15 protein-coding genes are annotated in these 19,280 nt (G+C 46.2%); all 15 read left to right on the plus strand.

Going from position 1 to position 19,280, the window contains the following annotated elements; all coding sequences use genetic code 11:
* Positions 1–137: 137 nt before the first annotated feature.
* The 15 genes from murA (at position 138) to GJB61_RS14820 (ending at position 19,252) form a co-directional block, all read left to right on the plus strand.
* A complete protein-coding gene (murA, locus tag GJB61_RS14750) occupies positions 138–1,514 on the plus strand; it encodes a UDP-N-acetylglucosamine 1-carboxyvinyltransferase (RefSeq protein ID WP_154119247.1) in 1,377 nt (458 codons plus the stop codon).
* A gap of 166 nt (positions 1,515–1,680) precedes the next feature.
* Positions 1,681–2,820, plus strand: a complete 1,140-nt coding sequence (spoIID, locus tag GJB61_RS14755) for a stage II sporulation protein D (RefSeq protein ID WP_154119248.1) — start codon at positions 1,681–1,683, stop codon at positions 2,818–2,820.
* A 61-nt stretch (positions 2,821–2,881) separates the two neighbouring features.
* Positions 2,882–3,631 carry a M23 family metallopeptidase gene (locus GJB61_RS14760; protein WP_154119249.1) on the plus strand — a complete coding sequence of 250 codons (750 nt, stop codon included), beginning with the start codon at positions 2,882–2,884 and terminating at the stop codon, positions 3,629–3,631.
* 206 nt (positions 3,632–3,837) lie between these two features.
* Positions 3,838–4,125, plus strand: coding sequence for a sporulation transcriptional regulator SpoIIID (gene spoIIID / locus GJB61_RS14765; RefSeq protein WP_239714245.1), 288 nt, complete (start codon positions 3,838–3,840; stop codon positions 4,123–4,125).
* 230 nt (positions 4,126–4,355) lie between these two features.
* Complete coding sequence (mreB, locus tag GJB61_RS14770; protein ID WP_154119251.1) at positions 4,356–5,354, plus strand: rod shape-determining protein; 999 nt, start codon at positions 4,356–4,358, stop codon at positions 5,352–5,354.
* Between the two features lie 51 nt (positions 5,355–5,405).
* Positions 5,406–6,284, plus strand: a complete 879-nt coding sequence (locus GJB61_RS14775; protein WP_154119252.1) for a flagellar hook-basal body protein — start codon at positions 5,406–5,408, stop codon at positions 6,282–6,284.
* Between the two features lie 46 nt (positions 6,285–6,330).
* Entirely contained in the window at positions 6,331–7,152 is an 822-nt protein-coding gene (locus GJB61_RS14780; RefSeq protein WP_154119253.1) for a flagellar hook-basal body protein, read from the plus strand.
* A gap of 8 nt (positions 7,153–7,160) precedes the next feature.
* A complete protein-coding gene (locus GJB61_RS14785; protein WP_154119254.1) occupies positions 7,161–7,388 on the plus strand; it encodes a DNA-directed RNA polymerase subunit beta in 228 nt (75 codons plus the stop codon).
* A 291-nt stretch (positions 7,389–7,679) separates the two neighbouring features.
* Entirely contained in the window at positions 7,680–8,102 is a 423-nt protein-coding gene (fabZ, locus tag GJB61_RS14790; protein ID WP_154119255.1) for a 3-hydroxyacyl-ACP dehydratase FabZ, read from the plus strand.
* Between the two features lie 43 nt (positions 8,103–8,145).
* The gene (locus GJB61_RS14795; protein WP_154119256.1) at positions 8,146–9,864 is read left to right on the plus strand and encodes a phospho-sugar mutase; all 1,719 of its coding nucleotides are present in this window, start codon (positions 8,146–8,148) and stop codon (positions 9,862–9,864) included.
* 165 nt (positions 9,865–10,029) lie between these two features.
* Positions 10,030–12,066, plus strand: a complete 2,037-nt coding sequence (locus GJB61_RS14800) for a DUF5693 family protein (protein ID WP_338115830.1) — start codon at positions 10,030–10,032, stop codon at positions 12,064–12,066.
* Positions 12,042–13,187, plus strand: coding sequence for a polysaccharide pyruvyl transferase CsaB (csaB, locus tag GJB61_RS14805; protein ID WP_154119258.1), 1,146 nt, complete (start codon positions 12,042–12,044; stop codon positions 13,185–13,187). Before GJB61_RS14800 ends, csaB begins: the two co-directional genes overlap by 25 nt.
* Before the next feature lie 22 nt (positions 13,188–13,209).
* Positions 13,210–13,953 carry a WecB/TagA/CpsF family glycosyltransferase gene (locus GJB61_RS14810; protein WP_154119475.1) on the plus strand — a complete coding sequence of 248 codons (744 nt, stop codon included), beginning with the start codon at positions 13,210–13,212 and terminating at the stop codon, positions 13,951–13,953.
* A 113-nt stretch (positions 13,954–14,066) separates the two neighbouring features.
* Positions 14,067–15,194 carry a glycosyltransferase family 4 protein gene (locus GJB61_RS14815; protein WP_154119259.1) on the plus strand — a complete coding sequence of 376 codons (1,128 nt, stop codon included), beginning with the start codon at positions 14,067–14,069 and terminating at the stop codon, positions 15,192–15,194.
* Positions 15,195–15,355: 161 nt separating this feature from the next.
* On the plus strand, positions 15,356–19,252 hold the full coding sequence (locus GJB61_RS14820; RefSeq protein ID WP_154119260.1) for an S-layer homology domain-containing protein: 3,897 nt from the start codon (positions 15,356–15,358) through the stop codon (positions 19,250–19,252).
* Positions 19,253–19,280: the final 28 nt, after the last annotated feature.

A 19,280-nucleotide genomic window follows, 5' to 3' on the forward strand; every position in this document is an offset into this window, starting at 1 on the left:
TATTTTATTATGTCAACACTGAACTTTAAGGAATGTATTTGACTCATGACAGGAATATTCATTTATTTAGTAATTGATGTATGAACAGGGAATTTAACATTGTATTCGAGAATAATGAACGCGGAGGGAAACCGAAAATGAGTAAATTTATCGTCCGCGGTGGCAACAGATTGACCGGGACCGTGAAAGTTAGCGGCGCGAAAAATTCCGTACTACCGATCATAGCCGCCTCTTTATTGGCCGAAGAAGGAATAAGCATCATTGTGGACGCACCTCCTCTTGATGATGTAATGACAATTAGCAAGGTGTTAGAGTCTCTGGGTGCGGGTGTTACATACCACAATGATATTATTGAGGTCGATGCCAGAAATATCACCTCTTGTGAAGCAGATTATGAATGGGTACGTAAGATGAGAGCTTCTTTTTTAGTAATGGGTCCTCTTTTATCAAGATTTGGTCATACACGTATTTCCTTGCCTGGCGGCTGTGCAATCGGCACACGACCCATTGACCAGCATTTAAAAGGATTTGAAGCGCTTGGTGCTGAGATTAGTCTTGGCCAGGGCTACATTGAAGCGAAAATTAACGGTCGGCTGCGCGGAGCTAAATTGTACTTGGATGTAGCGAGCGTAGGAGCGACCGAAAATATAATGATGGCGGCATCATTGGCTGAAGGCGTGACCGTATTAGAGAATGCTGCTAAAGAGCCGGAGATTGTTGATTTAGCGAATTATATTAACGGCATGGGCGGTATTGTCCGTGGTGCTGGAACAGGCGTTATCCGTATTGAAGGCGTCGAGCGGCTTCATGGCACAAGACATCATGTGATTCCTGACCGCATTGAGGCGGGCACTTATATGGCAGCTGCAGCAATTACGGGCGGCGATGTATATGTGGAAGGCGCCATTGCTGATCATCTAGGTCCAGTTATCTCCAAGATGGAAGAAATGGGTGTAACCATTATTCCTGATGAGAACGGCATTCGCGTAATTAGTGACAAGCCGCTTAAGGCTGTGGATTTGAAGACACTCCCTTATCCTGGTTTTCCTACGGATATGCAGTCACAAATGATGGCCTTGCTGCTCCGTTCGGAAGGTACCAGCGTAGTTACAGAAACGGTATTTGAGAATCGTTTTATGCATGTAGATGAATTTCATAACATGAATGCAGAAATTAAGATCGAAGGTCGCTCTGCGATTGTTACGGGCAATGCCAATTTGGTTGGAGCTAAGGTATGTGCTACAGACCTGCGTGCAGGTGCGGCACTTATTCTGGCTGGTCTTGTGGCCGACGGCACTACGGAAGTTAGCGGCACACATCATATTGATCGCGGATATGTGCATTTGGCAGAGAAGTTGTCAGGCCTTGGTGCTGATATTTGGCGTATTTCAATGGAAGAGACAGCAGTACCTACTGTGAAAGAAGAAACTTTTAAAGTGGAAGCTGTCAAAAGTGAATCGTACAAAAGCGAAGAGGCTAAGCCACGCTTTCAGATTCAACCGTCCTGGGTATAATATCAATTAATTTGTCGATCAGACCAAGCTGCAATCATGCGGCTTGGTCTTTTTTGCGTGTTTATACAGAGTTTCCGTCTACTCTCTTTCTCTTAGATGTGTTCTAGCAGTTGTTAGAAATTCATATCTATAAGAATCACCATTGAGCGAGGAAGGAGCCATAGAGATGAAAGATTCCCGCTATTTCCGGCGTAAAATGACAACGCCGTGGCATTCGCACAGAGGCGCTCCCCGCTTCAGGCGACTGCGAGCTGCCGCCTGGCTCGCAGCGCCTCTCCTGGCGGCGCTGCTGCTGCCACTGGCGGTTGTCCCGCTGCGCCATGGACAACCCGTGCCTGTGGCCGTGCCGTCCGCCACGGCCGACCCGGCGCAGCCGGGAACGGCTGCGGAGGAAGCCGCGCAGCCGCAGGTCTCTGTCTATTTGTCGCAGAGCGGACAAATAGAGACGTTGCCGCTGGAAGAGTACGTCAGCGGCGTGATTGCGGCCGAGATGCCGGCCGACTTTGAGCTCGAAGCGCTCAAAGCGCAGGCCGTAGCGGCCCGCACCTTTATCGTCCGCCGCCTGCTGGCAGGCGACGTCAGCGGCGTTCCCGTTCCGGGTGCGGATGTAACCGATACAATAAGCCATCAGGCTTATATATCGGCGGCCACGCTGGAACGGAAGTGGCCGCACGGCGGCAAGAGCGCCGAGCTGGCGAAACTTCGCCGCGCGGTTCTGGAGACGCGCGGGATCATAATGACCTATAAAGGACAGCCGATCACGGCATCCTTTTTCGCCTCTAGTGGCGGATACACCGAGAACTCGGAGGATTACTGGAATGCGGCTGTACCGTACCTGCGGAGCGTGGAGAGCCCTTGGGAGAAAGAGATAACACCTAATTTAGCAGTGACTTATACATTCAGCAATTCAGAACTACTAAGCAAGCTTGGTGTGGCGAATACAGCAATCCCCGCTTCTAAGGATATTGCCCACTCTGTAAAAGCGCAGTCAGTCTCTTCATCCGGATTAAGCATGGAGTTGCTATCCCTCACTACCGGACACCGGATCAAGGAAATCTCGATCGGGGGGACTGTGTTCACCGGGCGGGAGGTTCGCGAGAAGCTGGGACTTCGGTCCAGCCAGTTTACCTGGAAGCGCAAAGGCAATGAAATTTACATTACCACATACGGCAATGGGCATGGAGTAGGCATGAGTCAGTGGGGGGCGAACGGGATGGCCAAAGAAGGCAGCACGGCAACTCAGATTCTCAAACACTACTATAGCGGAATATCATTTTGCCAAGTCTCAACTCTTCTGAAAAAATAACTTGGAAGATACGTATAAAAGACGAACACCCGGTAACACTGGTTACTGAGGTGATAAACATATGAATGAACAAGACAAAAACAAATCAAACCATGATGAATCTCTCAAAAAAGTGCAGGGAGATTTAGGCGCAAAGCCTTCTTCATGGAGCAGACTGTTATCCAAACGGTGGGTATTTCCGGCAGTCTACACGGCGGCAGCGGCAATTATACTAACCATGGTGTGGGTCTATCAGGATAATGCGGCCCAGAAGCCGCTGACTCCGGACACCGCCGCCGTCGGTTCACAAGATGCGGGGACTACCGCTGGAGAGACTGGCGCTGTGAACAGCGATCCAGATGCTTTGGAGGTTGTTGCTTCAGCAGAAAGCCTGGCTTGGCCAGTTGACAATCCAGGTGATGTAGAAGTAGTTAAGCCATTCTATGATGAGAATGGTTCGGAAGAGAATCATGTTGAGGCCATGGTGCAATATAACGACACCTTCGTGCCGAATGTCGGAGTTGATATTGCCCGTGAAGACAATAAGACGTTTGACGTTAAGGCAGCGCTCAGCGGTGAGGTAACCAGAGTAGAGAAAGATGCCACAATCTTCGGAACCATTATCGAAATTACCCATCCGGGTAGTCTGAAGACGGTATATCAAAGTTTGGGTGATGCCAAGGTCAAGCAAGGTGATGTAGTGAAGCAGGGAGACAGTCTTGCTACAGCTGGACGCAGTGAGATTGAGAAGAGCCTTGGAAATCATGTGCACTTTGAGGTATACGAGGATGGTAAGGTAGTAAATCCTACAGATTTGTTGCCGCAGCGTTAATACATTATCCGCAGGAAGCGAAAGCTTCCTGTTTTTTTGCGTCCCAAATGACTTTTTTACGATTTAAGCAGGCTTATTTTGCCATTTCTATAGTTGTCCATTAAATAAAATGAGCCTCCCCCAGCTTGTCATGTCCTGAAAGCGTGAATATATAGGCCCGCCCCTCATATAATGTACCAAACTATCCACAGTTGGGAGGCGGGAGCGTGCACGATTACATCAAGGAACGTACGATCAAAATCGGACGCTGCATCGTGGAAACCAGGCACACGGTCCGGACCATAGCCAAGGAATTTGGCGTTTCAAAAAGCACGGTGCATAAAGATTTGACCGAGCGTCTGCCAGAGATCAACCCAGATCTGGCCGATCAAGTAAAGCACATTCTTGAATATCACAAATCAATCCGTCATCTTCGGGGGGGAGAAGCCACAAAAATTAAATATAAAAAAACGACAGGTAAAAAGCGCGAAGTTGCAGTAGCCTCAAAGCAATAACATTTTCGGAAATATTAAGCAATAATTCAGTTTTAATGCATTGTATACTTCCCCTAAAGTATGGTATTTTTAAATTTAGTACTATATATGATGAACTCTGGAATAAGGCAGGGCGTTTACGGATTTTTCAAAGCTAGATAGTGTCCCCAAACGCTAGGATTTACATTCTTGAGTTCAGTCTATATAACTTCTGTTTTTATCTAAAATAACACTTTGGGGGCTCTTTCATTATGTTTAGCAAGGATATCGGAATCGATCTCGGCACGGCCAATGTGCTCATTCATGTTAAAGGGAGGGGAGTCGTTCTGGATGAACCCTCCGTGGTCACACTTGAAAGTGATACGAAGAAAGTCCTTGCGGTGGGAGAGCAGGCACGTCGCATGGTTGGACGCACACCTGGGAATATCATAACGATCCGTCCTCTTCGAGATGGTGTTATTGCTGATTTTGAAATCACAGAAATGATGCTGAAGTATTTCATCGACCGCGTTGGCGGCCGTACTTGGTATTCGCGACCCCGTATATTGATTTGTGCCCCTACGAATATAACATCCGTCGAACAGAAATCCATCCGGGAAGCGGCGGAACGCAGCGGAGCTAAGGAAGTCTTCTTAGAGGAAGAGCCTAAAGCCGCTGCGATCGGAGCGGGAATGGATATTTATCAGCCAAGCGGAAACATGGTCGTCGACATCGGCGGCGGAACGACGGATGTAGCCGTACTGTCTATGGGCGACGTCGTTACCGCCTCCTCTATTAAAGTCGCAGGGGACAAGTTCGATGAGGCCATTTTAAGATATATCAAACAGAAGTATAAATTGTTAATTGGTGAACGCACTGCAGAGGATATCAAAGTTACAATCGGTTCTGTTCGTCCTGGAGGTATGAAGGCTGAGATGGACATTCGTGGTCGGGATATGGTTAGCGGCCTTCCCCAGACGCTTACCATTTCTTCTAGCGAGGTAAAAGAAGCGCTGTGGGACCCTATTTCCGCTATCGTAGCGGCAGCCAAATCCGTGTTGGAGCGTACACCACCAGAGCTGTCTGCGGATATTATTGATCGTGGGGTAGTTCTAACTGGCGGCGGAGCATTGCTTAACGGGTTGGACGAGCTATTGTCTCAGGAATTGCGTGTTCCGGTTTGGGTGGCGGAAGATCCAATGCACTGTGTAGTAAAGGGAACTGGAATTATGTTGGATCATTTGGACAAGGTCGTTAAGAAAAAGTTCTAAGCAGCCGATAATATAAGATATCAGGAGAATTAGGAAGGGGAATTGCCTTCAATGATAAGAGGATTATATACGGCCGCTGCTGGTATGATTACGCAACAGCGTAGACATGATACAGCAACTCAAAATATTGCCAATTTAAATACAACAGGCTACAAGCAAGTTGACAGCATAAGCCATGCTTTTCCGGATGTACTGATCTCCGCTATGAATAACAATGGTACAAGTAAAACAATCGGACGTCTGAATACAGGCGTATTCGCAGAACAATCGGTATCTCAATATTTGCAGGGTGATTTGATTCAGAGCGGCAAATCGATAGATTTCGCTTTATCTACCGATCTGCAGGTGGCAGATCCTACTACCGGTGCCAATATGTCTTTTGATGGTTCAGGCAAGAATATAAATGCTAATGGCGAGGTTACCTATCAGCCGCAGGCCTTTTTCACTGTTCAAGATAATGAGGGTAACAACTTGTATACACGAAACGGCAGCTTTTCGGTGACTGCTACCGGCGATGTACTTAGTGCAGGCGGTTTCAAGGTCCTTGATGCTAACGGTAAACCGATAGTCTTGACAGAGCCGCAGGACAACCTTAAAGTGGACGGACAGGGTAATTTGCTGAATTCGGCTACAGGGCTTCCCTCAGGGATTAAGCTAGGTGTTAGTGTAGTCATGAAACCACAGGAGCTGGTGCGTGACGGTAACGGTGTATTCCACGCTGATGACGCTGGCGCTGCTGGTATCCGGAATTCTGCTGCCACGGATAATATGCAGGTGCGTCAAGGATATCTGGAGAATTCTAATGTAGATGCTACCCAGGCTACCGTAGATTTAAATGCTGCGTACCGTGCGTATGAAGCGAATCAGAAGGTTATACAGTTTTATGATTCTAGCCTGCAGAAGGCTGTTAATGAAGTTGGTAGAGTATAGCTCACAAAGTGAGCTTTATTCGTAAAGCTTTGAGGAGGTTTGATCAATGAACAATTCGACGATCGGTGCAACAGTCTCTATGTCCAGTCTTCAGCAACGGCTCGATATTATTGCAGACAACATAGCCAATGTAAATACGAACGGCTATAAGAGCAAAGAGGGCTCGTTTGAAGATGTGCTAACCCGTGTACAGCAACAGTCGGCTGATTATGAGCAACCAGGCCGAGGCACGCCGCTCGGCTTTAACATCGGCTATGGTGTCCGTGTACCCACGGTTTCAAGCAATTGGGATGAGGGGCCATTGAAGGAAACGGGTAAACCGACCGATTTGGCGCTGCAGGGCAACGGTTTGTTCGGAGTTCAGGTCAATGGTGCTACCGCCTATACTCGCCAAGGTGATTTTCATTTTATTCCGGATACAACGAATGCAAAGAATATGGTACTGGTAGATAATACGGGCAATAAGGTATTGAACACAGATGGCAATCCATTAACAGTACCTGTGGGTGTAAGTGCTGCTATTGATGAGAGTGGACAGGTATTGACGAAGAAAAACGAGAGCGATACTGTTCAGGTAGCAGGTAGAATAATGATTGTAGAGCCGCTGAGCAAGAATGCTCTACAGGCAGTAGATGGTAATTTCTATGTGCTCGCTGACGGAGTCACGGCACAGCAGGCTTTTATACAAAGAGCTGCAGGTGAGGCTTCGGCAGTTGGAGTGCGATCAGGATGGCTGGAGCAATCCAACGTCGATTTGAGTAAGGAAATGACCGAATTGATGCAGATCCAGCGCACATACCAGCTGGCGGCGCGGGCGCTTACCTCCAGTGACCAAATGGCTGGTCTGGCTAATAACTTGCGCGGGTAGGTGAAGGAATGAATCGTCAGGAAAATGACAAACCGGAAGTTGACAAAGAGCCGGTGCGGAAGCGCGGAATATCGAAATGGACTATTATCCAGTGGTTTTTGATTCCTTTGCTGCTTGTAGCGGCTCTGGCAGGCGGTCTGGTGACCGGTTATGTCGTGCTCGGTAAGAGAGAATTTAGTGATGTGCTTCTATGGAGCACTTGGAAGCATGTCTATGATTTAGTTTTTGCTCCATAAATATGGCTGATTCAGAACTCCCTTTTTGTATAAGGGAGTTTTCTTTTTTATACTGAAAAATGTATAATGATGGGGGACTTAGGCCAAGCAAAAAGGGCCCTCTCCGCCAGGCTGCCGCGTGCGGTGGAGAAAGCCCCTTATCTCAACCTCCACTTCTGCAGGTGGTGAAGGATATATATAATTTTTGCCGAAGCTGCCTATATTTATGCAGACCGGTATAGAATAACTGTAAAAAGTTGCAGCGGCAGCTTGTTCTAAGACGCGGTTACATCCGAAAGGAGTTTTGTTATAATGCTGGATATTAAACAAATTCAAGAAATAATCCCCCATCGTCCCCCATTTCTGCTTGTGGACAAGATCACCGAAATTGAAATGGGTAAAAGAGCTGTCGGGATCAAGAATGTAACAGTAAATGAACCCTTTTTTGCAGGTCATTTTCCGGGATACCCGGTTATGCCAGGTGTACTGATTACAGAAGCACTGGCTCAGGTTGGGGCAGTTGCTATTTTGGGACTGGAAGCTAATCGGGGAAGAATCGGCTTTCTGGCAGGCTTGGACGGTTTCCGGTTCCGCGGTCAGGTAGTGCCAGGAGATACACTTGTACTGGAAGTAGAGATTACCCGACTTAAAGGCAGCATCGGGAAAGGACAAGCTACAGCCAAGGTAGACGGGAAAGTTGTGGCTTCTGGAGAAATTATGTTTGCGCTTAGCTAAACACATATTATTAAATCATACCTGGAGAAGGAGAGATTTTCATATGACTCAATTAAGCCCAAAAGCCGCAGAGACGTTAGCACGCTGGCTGCAGGACCCTTCTATTGATGACAACACTAAGGCGGAGCTGAATGCTCTGGAGAATGAGCCTCAGGAGCTGGAGGAACGCTTTTACAGAGATCTGGAGTTTGGTACAGGCGGTTTACGAGGTGTTATTGGTGCAGGCAGCAACCGCATCAACCGGTACACAGTAGGCCGGGCAACTCAAGGCTTCGCTAAGTATATTCTGGAGAAACATACTGGAGAAGGCAGACCCTCTGTGGTGATTGCCCACGATTCCCGCCGCTTCTCACCGGAATTCACATTGGAAGCTGCCCTGGTACTGGCAGGCAATGGAATTGAAACTCACCTTTTCCCATCCCTGCGCTCTACACCACAGCTATCGTACAGTGTTCGATATCTGAAGGCAACAGGTGGCATAGTTATTACTGCAAGCCATAATCCTCCTGAATATAATGGATATAAGGTATACAATGCAGAAGGCGGACAGCTTGTGCCAGACGAAGCAGAGAAGGTCATTTCCTACATACTACAGGTCGATTCTTTCGATGCCGTGAAACGCATCTCTCAGGAAGAGGCAGAGAGACAAGGTATGCTGCACTGGCTGGATGAGAGGGAAGATGAAGCATTTACAGATACCGTGGCTGCAGTTAGTGTTGCCCACGAAGAGATTGCTGCTACTCTAGGCCGTGATTTCAAGATTGTTTATACTCCATTGCATGGCACGGGTAATCTTCCGGTCCGCCGTGTACTTAAGAAAATCGGCTTCACAGAGGTGTATGTTGTACCTGAACAAGAGCAACCTGATTCCGAGTTCTCTACAGTGAAATCACCGAATCCCGAGGAGCGGGAGGCTTTTACACTGGGTATGAAGCTGGGTGAAGAATTGAATGCCGATCTTCTGATTGGTACCGATCCTGATGCAGACCGGATGGGAGCTGTAGTCCGCGATAACGAAGGCAAGTTTGTAGTTCTGTCTGGCAATCAATCTGGCGCGCTGATGATTCATTACTATCTAAGCCGTTTGCAGGAACAAGGCAAGCTGCCCGATAACGGTGCTGTTGTGAAGACCATCGTGACGAGCGAGATGGGCGCGGCTGTAGCTGCCCATTATGGCGCTACTGTATTCAATACATTGACCGGTTTCAAATACATTGGGGAAAAGATGACCCAATTTGAACAGTTCGGTGAGTATACCTTCCTTTTTGGCTATGAAGAGAGCTATGGTTACCTTGCCGGTAACTATGCTCGAGATAAGGATGCCGTTCTAGCCGCAATGCTTATTTCTGAAGCGGGGGCTTATTACAAGGCGCAGGGGAAAACCTTATATGAAGTTCTTCAAGAGCTGTACGAGCAGTTCGGTTATTTCCTAGAAAGCTTGGAATCCCGTACTTTAAAGGGCAAAGATGGAGTTGCACAAATCCAAGGAATCATGAATGATTGGCGCAGTAATCCGCCGCAGGAAATGGCAGGTTCAGCCGTAAGCGAGATTTTGGATTATTCGTTAGGACTTAATGGGCTGCCGAAAGAGAATGTATTGAAATATTTGCTGGCTGACGGTTCGTGGTTCTGCTTGCGCCCTTCCGGTACAGAGCCGAAGATCAAGGTCTATTTTGCGGTACGTGGGGAATCCCTGCAGAATGCCAAGGACAAGGTAGCCACGCTCGCGCAGCAGGTTATGGCCCGTGTTGACGGGAACTAATAAACAATAAATGATCTTTTCCCTAAAAAGTCTGGTGCTGACGTGGTGAAGCAGGGGGCCTGAGCTGAAAACACAACAATATGCTCACAACTTCTTGGTAGCTGCGCTCGGTACACCAGGCTTTTGCCCTGAATATAAACAATTATCTAGAAGGAGGTACATTTGGTGCAACAGAAATGGAAACGTTGGAGTATATCTTCGCGGAAATGGCTATGGATTATAGTCGTGGTTGGCGTAATAGCAGCCTTGCCTGTCGTCTATGACCGCCTGCAGACGGAGAAATCTTCCAAAACGGTTGAATTTGTATTTGATTATCGCGATTTGGTTGAAGTTGCCAGTTACCGCGTTAATCCACAGACTTATATTGCCGAGCAGCTTGTTCGCTTGAAGGATGCTGGCGTACAGAGTATGGCAATTTATGAGAGCACACTTGATGATTTACGCAAGGCCCGCCGACTAATGCTCTGGGGTGCAACAGATATAGCAAATCTTACAGAGAGCGTTATCCCGGAGAACGAGAACTATACATACGTCCTCTTTAGCAGTCCGGAGAATAATACGGCCTTGTCGCCGCTAATTCGGGAAGCATTTAGTTCTCTGGGTATCGCTACAAAAGATTGGACCTTTCGCGGACAGCAGGGGCTTATCATCGAGACTCCACTTGAAGATGCCACACTGAAACCGCTACAGCCAGATCCGTTCACACTGGAGATGCTGCATGACCAAGGCTTCAATATCGTCCCTCGTCTGGTTGACTCTCTGACGTACAATGAGGCCTCTGTGGAGAAGCTGTTGAATCGTTACGAGGAGCTGGGCGTCAAACGGATCCTGTTTGAAGGTGAATCTGTCAAAGGTTACACAGATGACGAGGATTTGAACAGTGTGACCCAATTCGCGGATCTCCTTAAGCAGCATGGAATGGGAATTGCGGCCATTGAAAATATTAAGAAACAGCAAAAGGGTTTTAATAAGCTAGCCTATCTGCTGGATTATAATGTGACACGGCTGTATTCACTTAGTGAAGGTGATTCCTCCTTGTCTCCGGAAGTGATTTCCGACCGCTTCGCACTTGCGACTAAGGATCGTAATATTCGGATGATCTATCTGAATACAATTCCGTCGCGTGATACTACGAAGGCGCAGATTACAGATTCCCTCGATAACCTGATTACAAGTCTTAGCGAACCTGGGGGAGCTGTTGAGCAAATAAAAGATAATGGCTTTAGCTTAGGACAAGCTACTGCCTTTGAGGTTGTTGATTCATCCTTTCAGCGTTATTTCAAGCTAATTTCGGTTGTTGGTGCAGTTGCATTAGTATCCTTGATGATTTCTTATTTCATTCCATTGCTTACACTTGCAGCTTTTGTGTTGGGGCTGCTTGGAGGAGCAGGGCTGATGGTATTGAAGCCAGACCTTTTTGCACAAGCTCTTGCCCTTGCTGCAGCGATTAGTGCACCGACAGTGGCTACCGTGCTTGCGATTCGTAAAATCAATGAAAACGGCCCTCCGCTGCGAAGCAACGCGCTTACCTATGTGGTTATGAGCCCACAGCGGCGATTAGCCCACAGTTTGGTGCTTTATGTGAAGACAGCACTGATCTCACTGAGTGCAGTACCTTTTGTGATAGCCCTGCTTAATAATATTACTTACAGTCTGGTGTTGGACCAGTTTCGTGGGGTGAGTCTTTTGCATATAGCCCCTATTGGTCTCGTTGCCCTGTATGTGCTTTTGTACCGTGGTGAGTTTGCCTTTAATAAGACGGGTAAACTACTGCGTACACCAATAACACTATCTTGGGTAATCGCAGCGGGTATTCTGGGAATTCTCGGCATGTACTATTTAAGCCGTACCGGTAACGGAGGCAGCGTAAGTTCTTTGGAAATGTCATTCCGTACGTTCCTGGAGAATACCGTTGGCGTCCGGCCACGTAATAAGGAATTCCTATTGGCACATCCGTTGTTTATTCTTGGAGCATTTCTTGCCTATAAATACCGGAATGCCGCTTTCATCATGATTATCGCTGTGATAGGCCAGCTTTCTATGGTAGATACATTTGCGCATATTCATTCACCGGCGCTGATCTCCTTGGTCCGCGGATTATTGGGCCTTGGACTCGGTCTAATCCTCGGTGTAATAGCAATAATCATTTGGCAAATGGCAGAAGGGTGTTGGAAAAGATGGTCGCCGCTCCTCAAAAGGTAGTTATCTCCGGTTATTACGGCTTCCATAACAGCGGAGATGAGGCGGTACTGCAATCTATTCTGATTGCGCTGCAGAAACAGTCCCAAGCTGCGGGTATATCAATAACGCCTGTAGTGTTGTCTATAGATCCTGAATGGACAACTGCAGCTTATGGTGTCGAATCTGTACACCGGATGAAGCTTGGCGAGGTCCGGCGGGCAATCTCGGAGAGTGTCGGTCTGATCAGTGGCGGTGGCAGTCTGCTGCAGGATGTAACGGGCAGTAAAAGTATTCCTTATTATCTGGGTGTGATCAAACTTGCACAGTGGATGGGTAAACCAACCTTTATCTATGCTCAAGGAATAGGTCCGGTGAACCGTAAGTTGTTCCATCCTCTCATCAAAGCAGTGTTCCGCAAATGTGCCTATGTATCCGTGCGGGATGAACAATCCCGCCAGCTTTTGCAATCCATGGGATTACGGCAGGAGAAGATAGAGGTGGTACCTGATCCGGTAATGGGATTGACCCTGCCAGAGGATAAGGAAACAGATGAGACTCTGGAAGCTACTGCTCAACTTATCGATACATTACCAGTAGTAGGAGTATCGGTGCGGTATTGGGAACAGGATCGTAGAGAACTGGATATCATTGCTCAAGGCCTGATAGAGGCATGCAGTGTGGCTCCGTTTCATGTACGCTTTCTACCATTTCATCAGCCTATCGATAATGATGCTTCGTGTTATGTGATGGATAAGCTGGAGAAAGGGATCGCACAGCATGGGGGTATCATCAGCATTTGTGAGGATGCACTTCATCCGCAGAAGATGCTGAGTGAGGTTGGTCGATGTGATGTATTGATTGGGATGCGCCTCCACAGTCTGATCTACGCTGCCGGAAGGTATGTGCCGCTTATTGGGATTTCCTATGATCCCAAAATTGATCATTTTCTGGACAGAATTCATTGTCGTCCCGTGGGTACAACCGCTGAATTAAGAAGTGGAGATGTGGCTTCCGAGGTACTTCATCTCTTGAAAGCAGGAGGCGATTGGAGAAGTGAACGCGAGCTGCTCATTGCCACTTTAATTCAAGAGGCCGAGGCTCCAGCTCGGCAGATTGTTCAATATTTAGCTCATAAAGGGTGATATATTAGTGAAAGCTGAAAGTATGATTCCCACAGTTCCGATTTTTGGCATCCGGGTATCCAAAGTCGATATGGCGGCAACAGTTTCTTTTTTGACCGAGGCGGTTCATACGCGTGAGCCGCATCAAGTCATTACTGCAAATCCAATCATGGTTATGGCCGCATTGGAGAATCCGGCTTACATGGATATCATGAAGTCGGCAGAGCTTGTTGTACCTGACGGTACTGGAGTAGTATGGGCAGCTGGTTATTGTCGTGAACCTGTGGCCGAACGTGTGGCAGGTTTTGATCTCTTACATGAATTGCTGCGGCAAGGAGAAAGATATAGCTGGAAGGTATATCTGCTTGGCTCTACGCCAGAAGTGATTCAGGAAACAGCACGTAGGTTACAACTACAATATCCGGGTATCATCATTGCCGGCTACCGCGACGGATTTTTCAGACCGGAGGAAGATGAGCAAGTCGTAGAGGCAATTGTTGCTGCCGGACCTGATCTGTTATTCGTGGCAAGAGGTGCGGATAGTCAGGAGCCTTGGATTGCCAAGTACAAATCTCAGCTCGCTGTACCGATCATGATGGGAGTTGGCGGCAGCTTTGATGTCATTTCAGGTAAGAGCCGCCGTGCTCCTAAATTGTTCCAAAGTTTGAGAGCTGAGTGGTTATATCGTCTATTGAAAGAACCTACTCGTTACAAAAGAATGCTTGCGCTGCCGAAATTCGCAGTAAAAGTGCTGCGAGAGAAAGATAAGGTAACAAAAGTAGGCTGAAATGCGGATATTCACTGAGAAAATCAAAGAAATAGCCTAAAAACGGAATTGGAATTTGTTTTCCTAACAGCGTATAATTCAATGCGGTAGAGAAATGGGGGTCGACTGATCAAATGTTAATTATATACATCGCCGGATTTATCGTGTGCATGGGACTCGCACTGTGCTTGACGCCTTTGGTGAAGAGATTCGCTATTAAGATAGGTGCAACTGATGTGCCGAATGCCCGCAAGGTGCATACGAAGATTATGCCCCGCCTTGGCGGATTAGGTATTTTTCTGGCGTTTGTGTTAGGCCTGCTTGCCGTATTACCGATTATTCCTTATGAGTTTACTCCGCGGGAGGTCAACTTCATCAAAGCGCTGCTGTGTGGTGGCGGACTAATTGTTCTAATTGGTGCTCTGGATGACCGTTTTGAACTTTCAGCAAAAGTGAAGCTACTGGGCCAAATTGCCGCAGCTTGTATCGTTGTTTTTGGTTTTGGCATTACTGTTTCTTTCGTGAATATTCCATTTAATAATACGTACTCTTCACTGGAAAGCTGGATATCTATCCCGTTGACGATTTTCTGGATTGTTGGTGTGACGAATGCTGTGAATCTGATTGATGGATTGGACGGGCTTGCTGCTGGTGTATCGGGGATTGCAATCGCAACAATTGCTGTGATGGCTTTGCTAATGGGTAATACCATGGTAGCGCTCCTCTGCCTGTTGCTCCTAGGTAGCATCATAGGTTTTCTGTTCTTCAACTTTCATCCTGCCAAAATCTTCATGGGTGATACCGGTTCCTTATTCCTGGGCTTTTGTTTGGCGCTCTTGGCGCTCCTCGGATTTAAGCAGATAGCGTTGGTATCTTTTATTACTCCGTTGCTTATTATCGGTGTGCCATTATCGGATACGTTCTTTGCTATTGTGCGCCGCAAGCTACAGAAGAAACCTATTTTCGCACCGGATAAAGGTCATCTCCATCACTGTCTCCGCGAGCTGGGCTTTAGCCACCGTCAGACAGTACTAATCATTTACGGTATTGCTGCTTTCTTTGGTATTCTAGCTGTTATTCAATCATCTGCAGCGCTTTATGAAGCCAACTGGGTGACTTTCGTTGTTATTTGCGTAATGTTGTTCTTCCTGCAGATAGGCGCGGAAATCACTGGCGTGATCAGCAAGACCAAACGTCCTCTGATTAACTTCTTTCTAAGAATGCGTATGAAGCTTGATCCAGAAAGAAGCTCTAAATCTTAAGTGATAAAGGTTTCAATTTTGTATTATTTTCCTTTATTAACAAAACTCATCCGATTTCGGGTGAGTTTTTTGCTGTTATCTCTAAAAATATGACTTGCCGTGACCGATATAGAACACAGTGATGATTTACGAGAACCTATACTCAAAGGAGAGATATACACATGCAACGCTTTAAGAGACCATTCGTTTGGCTGCTGCTGGCGGCTCTGATTGTTTCTATGTTTCCCGGCAACTACACTCCCCAAGCGGCGGCAGCTTCCACGACTTATTTTAGCCCGGATGATCTCACGCTGCGCAATACAGTGGCTTTGGATCAGGATGTCGTAGCGACTACCCCTGTTCCTAATCCAGCAGGTTTGATTAGCCGAAGTAGCGTATACAAGACAAGTAATCAGAACTTATCCGTTACAGGGACCTATTCGCAGGTAACAGCATCAACGATGCAAGTGACGGTAGAACAACTTACCCAGAACAGTACAACATTAAAATGGACAACGGATTCTACTCGATTGACTAATGGAACAGTTACGACAGATAGCAACAGTCCAAGCAATCGTTTCACCACTAGTGGTGTTGTTTTGTACGCAGGTTTTAATAAAGTCACCTTTTCCGGTATGCAGGGGAATCTGAAACGGTCCGAATCCTTTTATGTTCTTTATGATAAGGTTCCTTATGTAAGCTCGCTGAAGGTATTGGGTGGGCCAACTGCACTTAACCTGAACGAAGGTACACAGGTTGTTGTGCCAGTCTCTTCAATTACTGTCCAAGGTAGTGTAACAAATGCTACTAGCGTAAGTGTTTCTGTGAATGGCGGAGTTGCGCTGCAGACTTCTCTATTGGAAGACGGAACATTCTTTACACCTGCTTTGACCTTAAAGCCAGGGCTTAGCACGTTAAGAATTATTGTGAAGAATGCTTCAGATTCCATTACGATAGACCGCTCCGTATATTTCTTTGATACGGATCAACCCTATGCTTCACTAAATATTGATCATGATGGAACAGCTTACAATATTCTAGATAACATACCGACATTAACGTCCAAAATTACTACGATAGCTAGCTTCTCCGGACAGATTCTGGTGCCTTACAATACAGCATCATTTGCATCGACTGCCAAGTTTACAATTAATAAAGGGACTACAAATGCAGTGCCTGTTACTACAATTAATGTGGTTCCTTCAAAAGAATTAACAATTCCGGGTGCTGATGGTGTGACAGCAGCATATAAACTGGTAACCTTTACAACTTCAATTGATTTACCCATTATTTCGGGTTCCAATGATTTTACACTTTCCGTTGATTACGGTACCTACAGCAGTTCAATAGTGTATTCTTATAAATATTTACCCGGCGAAACAGTAATTACGGATATGTATTATTTACCAGACTATACTACTGGCAGCGTGGGATCAAAATTACCTTTGAGCGGTCAGGAAATGGAAAAAGATAATTTTTATATTCTGGTCAAGACAAATAGAGCCCCTGATACAGGAGTGAAATTAACTGCTAATTATTTGCCCTTGAGTGACAAAGCTCTAACCTTGGGTGCTCCAATTCCGGGTCCGGGAACGAATGAATATATATACCAGATCACCGGATTTTCAAACGGACAGCAGAAGGTGCAGTTCCGGTATGAATTGTCTCAGTCTTTCTACAATGCAGATATTTCTTATGTGTCCAAGAATTATATTTATGTAAGTAATCTGCAGGATGGCCAAACATATGAATTCGATTCCAACAAAACTACTAATAAATTGACTGTAGAAGGAGAATATATTGGATTTGAGAATATCGCCAGTGCACAGGTGCAAATCAATGGTATTGATAGTGCATCTTTGCCAAATAACGGACCGACTCCAACTAAATTCGATATTGAAGATACTGATTTAATATTTCCTAAATTCAGTTTCAGCTTGCCTATCAGCCAATCAGGCCCGTATGTATATGGTGAGAACAAAATTGTATTTACTGGGGTTTCCATGGATGCAGCGGGAAATCAACGGTTAATCACCAAAGAACTACGCATTTACATTGTTGATACTAATGTTTCAAATCTGACTCAGTTTCATCCTGCTCTAGGAGAAGGTCGTACCCAATTCACAACAAATTCTCTAACAAATGAAACGGAACGAAATAAGATTCTGGCATTGCCTGCAGAGTTTGTGTATAAGGATGAGAAATACACAACAAGCCAGGAGAAATACGATCTGGTCCTGCGGGGTGGTGGGGCTACCATCGTTAATTTATATCAGGGATCTGATCTTGTTTTCTCCTCAGTTGGGCTACCAAAGCTTCTTACAAACGATAACGAGAGTGAGGGGCCAGCGCCCTATGCGGGAACTGGTAAATATTTTGATTATCGGGGCAGCAATAAAGATTTTCTGTTGCGTATTCGTGATATTGAATTTGACGCACCAGGGAGTCATGTCTACACGTTGGAGCTTATCAACAAGACAGGAGCAAGAACAACTCAAAGACTTGAAGTTGTTCGTGAAGTTTCCCCATATCGCATACTATCACCTGTAGCGACGGTGGGTGATCAAATTGTCGTTAACAAAAACTTTGTTCGGTTCGACATTGAAGCAGAGGGTGCTACTAAGGTTATTATTGATAAGTTCGAAGCTATACCGCGTACGGATCTGGTCAATCGTTTTACTTACGACTATGTGGGTTTGAAGCCGGACAAGGCAACAACGATAAAAATTCAAATCGTTCGTGCGGGTTCGACCTTAAGTGATACGATTAGTGTTTATTATGCAAGTTCGGTTCAGGTTGACACACAGTTCATGGCAGAGAAAGTAGCTACTAAGTACAGTATATTTAATAAAGGACTTCAATTGTCATTCCCGAAAGGTACAATCATGAAAGGCTACACCACTACGGGTGCAGCTAAATACTATCCAGATACCAAACTGTTATTCGGCATAGCGGATCCGGTTGATGGTGTAGTTGAACGGAAAAATGATTATGGGAATATCATTAATGTCAGTGCTGCAGATGCCAGAACGCCTGAGGGCAAGAGTCCGCTAGTTATTCCACAGGATTTGGTGTTGCGCTTTACTTCAACGGCTTCAACCAATAATTTTTCGAGAATATCTGATGTCTACTGGCTTAATGGTGGTCTGGGAGAAGTGGGAACTAAAGGGACAGCGAACTATACCCCTGCGACCAACGGGATTGCTCCTTATTCTATAGAAGGTTATTTTACTCAGTACAGTCAGACTCGAAAGATTATCCCTTCTCAGCGGGGTGAACTAACCCTTACTTTCAACGCTAACGTTGTAGATGAAGTGGGTTCCTCAGTAACGGTTTTCCGATATTCAGATGCAGGGAAATGGGAGAATATCGGGGGTGAGGTTGATACCAAGAATCACACGGTTACAGTTCCGTTTGATGAATTCGGTTATTACACTGTTATGAAACTTCGTCGAGGCTACACGGATATAACCAATCATCCTTGGGCTAGAAATATATTGAACGGTCTTTATTCCAAAGGGATTATGACTAACCTTCGTGCTGATACTTTTGGTGCAGACGACACAACAACTCGTGGTGAGTTTGCTACCCTGTTGATCAAAGGTTTGAATATTCCGTTAAACTATGATGCTAACAAGCAAACGTTCTTCGATATTGTTCCTGAGGCAGTTTCGACTACCTGGAATTTTAAAAGTATTGAGACGGCAGCAAGAGCAGGGATTGTGACAGGGCTAAGTGATGGTTTCTTTGGCCCGGATCAGCCGCTTACTCGTGAACAGGCAGCAGTTATGATCGCTCGGGCGCTTAAGTTGAAAATGTCCACTAATGATGCCAAGTTGTTAACCAGTCTTTCCAAATCCTTTGTAGACAGCGGTAGTATGGATTTCTATTCTCGTCCAGCTGTTGAAGCAGTCTCCAAAGCTAAAATCATGGAAGGCAGTGCATTGACCATCACGGGGCAGACGAAGCCAGTTTATAACTTCAACCCTAAAGGCAAGCTAACGCGTGCAGAAGCTGGTAAGATTGCCGTAGAGCTCCTGAAGAAGAGTACAGCTATTTTCCCGAAAACTTTTAACTAAGAGTAATGAAGTGGAAAACGACCAATCT

This window comes from Paenibacillus monticola (assembly GCF_009664975.1).
In the GTDB taxonomy this organism is placed as follows: Bacteria; Bacillota; Bacilli; order Paenibacillales; family Paenibacillaceae; genus Paenibacillus_AQ; species Paenibacillus_AQ monticola.

Coding starts and splice junctions, on each gene's coding strand:
- GJB61_RS14815 (WP_154119259.1), top strand. CDS start 14,067: ATGTTAATTATATACATCGCCGGATTTATCGTGTGCATGGGACTCGCA.
- GJB61_RS14775 (WP_154119252.1), top strand. CDS start 5,406: ATGATAAGAGGATTATATACGGCCGCTGCTGGTATGATTACGCAACAG.
- GJB61_RS14760 (WP_154119249.1), top strand. CDS start 2,882: ATGAATGAACAAGACAAAAACAAATCAAACCATGATGAATCTCTCAAA.
- mreB (WP_154119251.1), top strand. CDS start 4,356: ATGTTTAGCAAGGATATCGGAATCGATCTCGGCACGGCCAATGTGCTC.
- GJB61_RS14795 (WP_154119256.1), top strand. CDS start 8,146: ATGACTCAATTAAGCCCAAAAGCCGCAGAGACGTTAGCACGCTGGCTG.
- spoIID (WP_154119248.1), top strand. CDS start 1,681: ATGAAAGATTCCCGCTATTTCCGGCGTAAAATGACAACGCCGTGGCAT.
- fabZ (WP_154119255.1), top strand. CDS start 7,680: ATGCTGGATATTAAACAAATTCAAGAAATAATCCCCCATCGTCCCCCA.
- csaB (WP_154119258.1), top strand. CDS start 12,042: ATGGTCGCCGCTCCTCAAAAGGTAGTTATCTCCGGTTATTACGGCTTC.
- GJB61_RS14780 (WP_154119253.1), top strand. CDS start 6,331: ATGAACAATTCGACGATCGGTGCAACAGTCTCTATGTCCAGTCTTCAG.
- GJB61_RS14785 (WP_154119254.1), top strand. CDS start 7,161: ATGAATCGTCAGGAAAATGACAAACCGGAAGTTGACAAAGAGCCGGTG.
- GJB61_RS14810 (WP_154119475.1), top strand. CDS start 13,210: ATGATTCCCACAGTTCCGATTTTTGGCATCCGGGTATCCAAAGTCGAT.
- murA (WP_154119247.1), top strand. CDS start 138: ATGAGTAAATTTATCGTCCGCGGTGGCAACAGATTGACCGGGACCGTG.
- GJB61_RS14820 (WP_154119260.1), top strand. CDS start 15,356: ATGCAACGCTTTAAGAGACCATTCGTTTGGCTGCTGCTGGCGGCTCTG.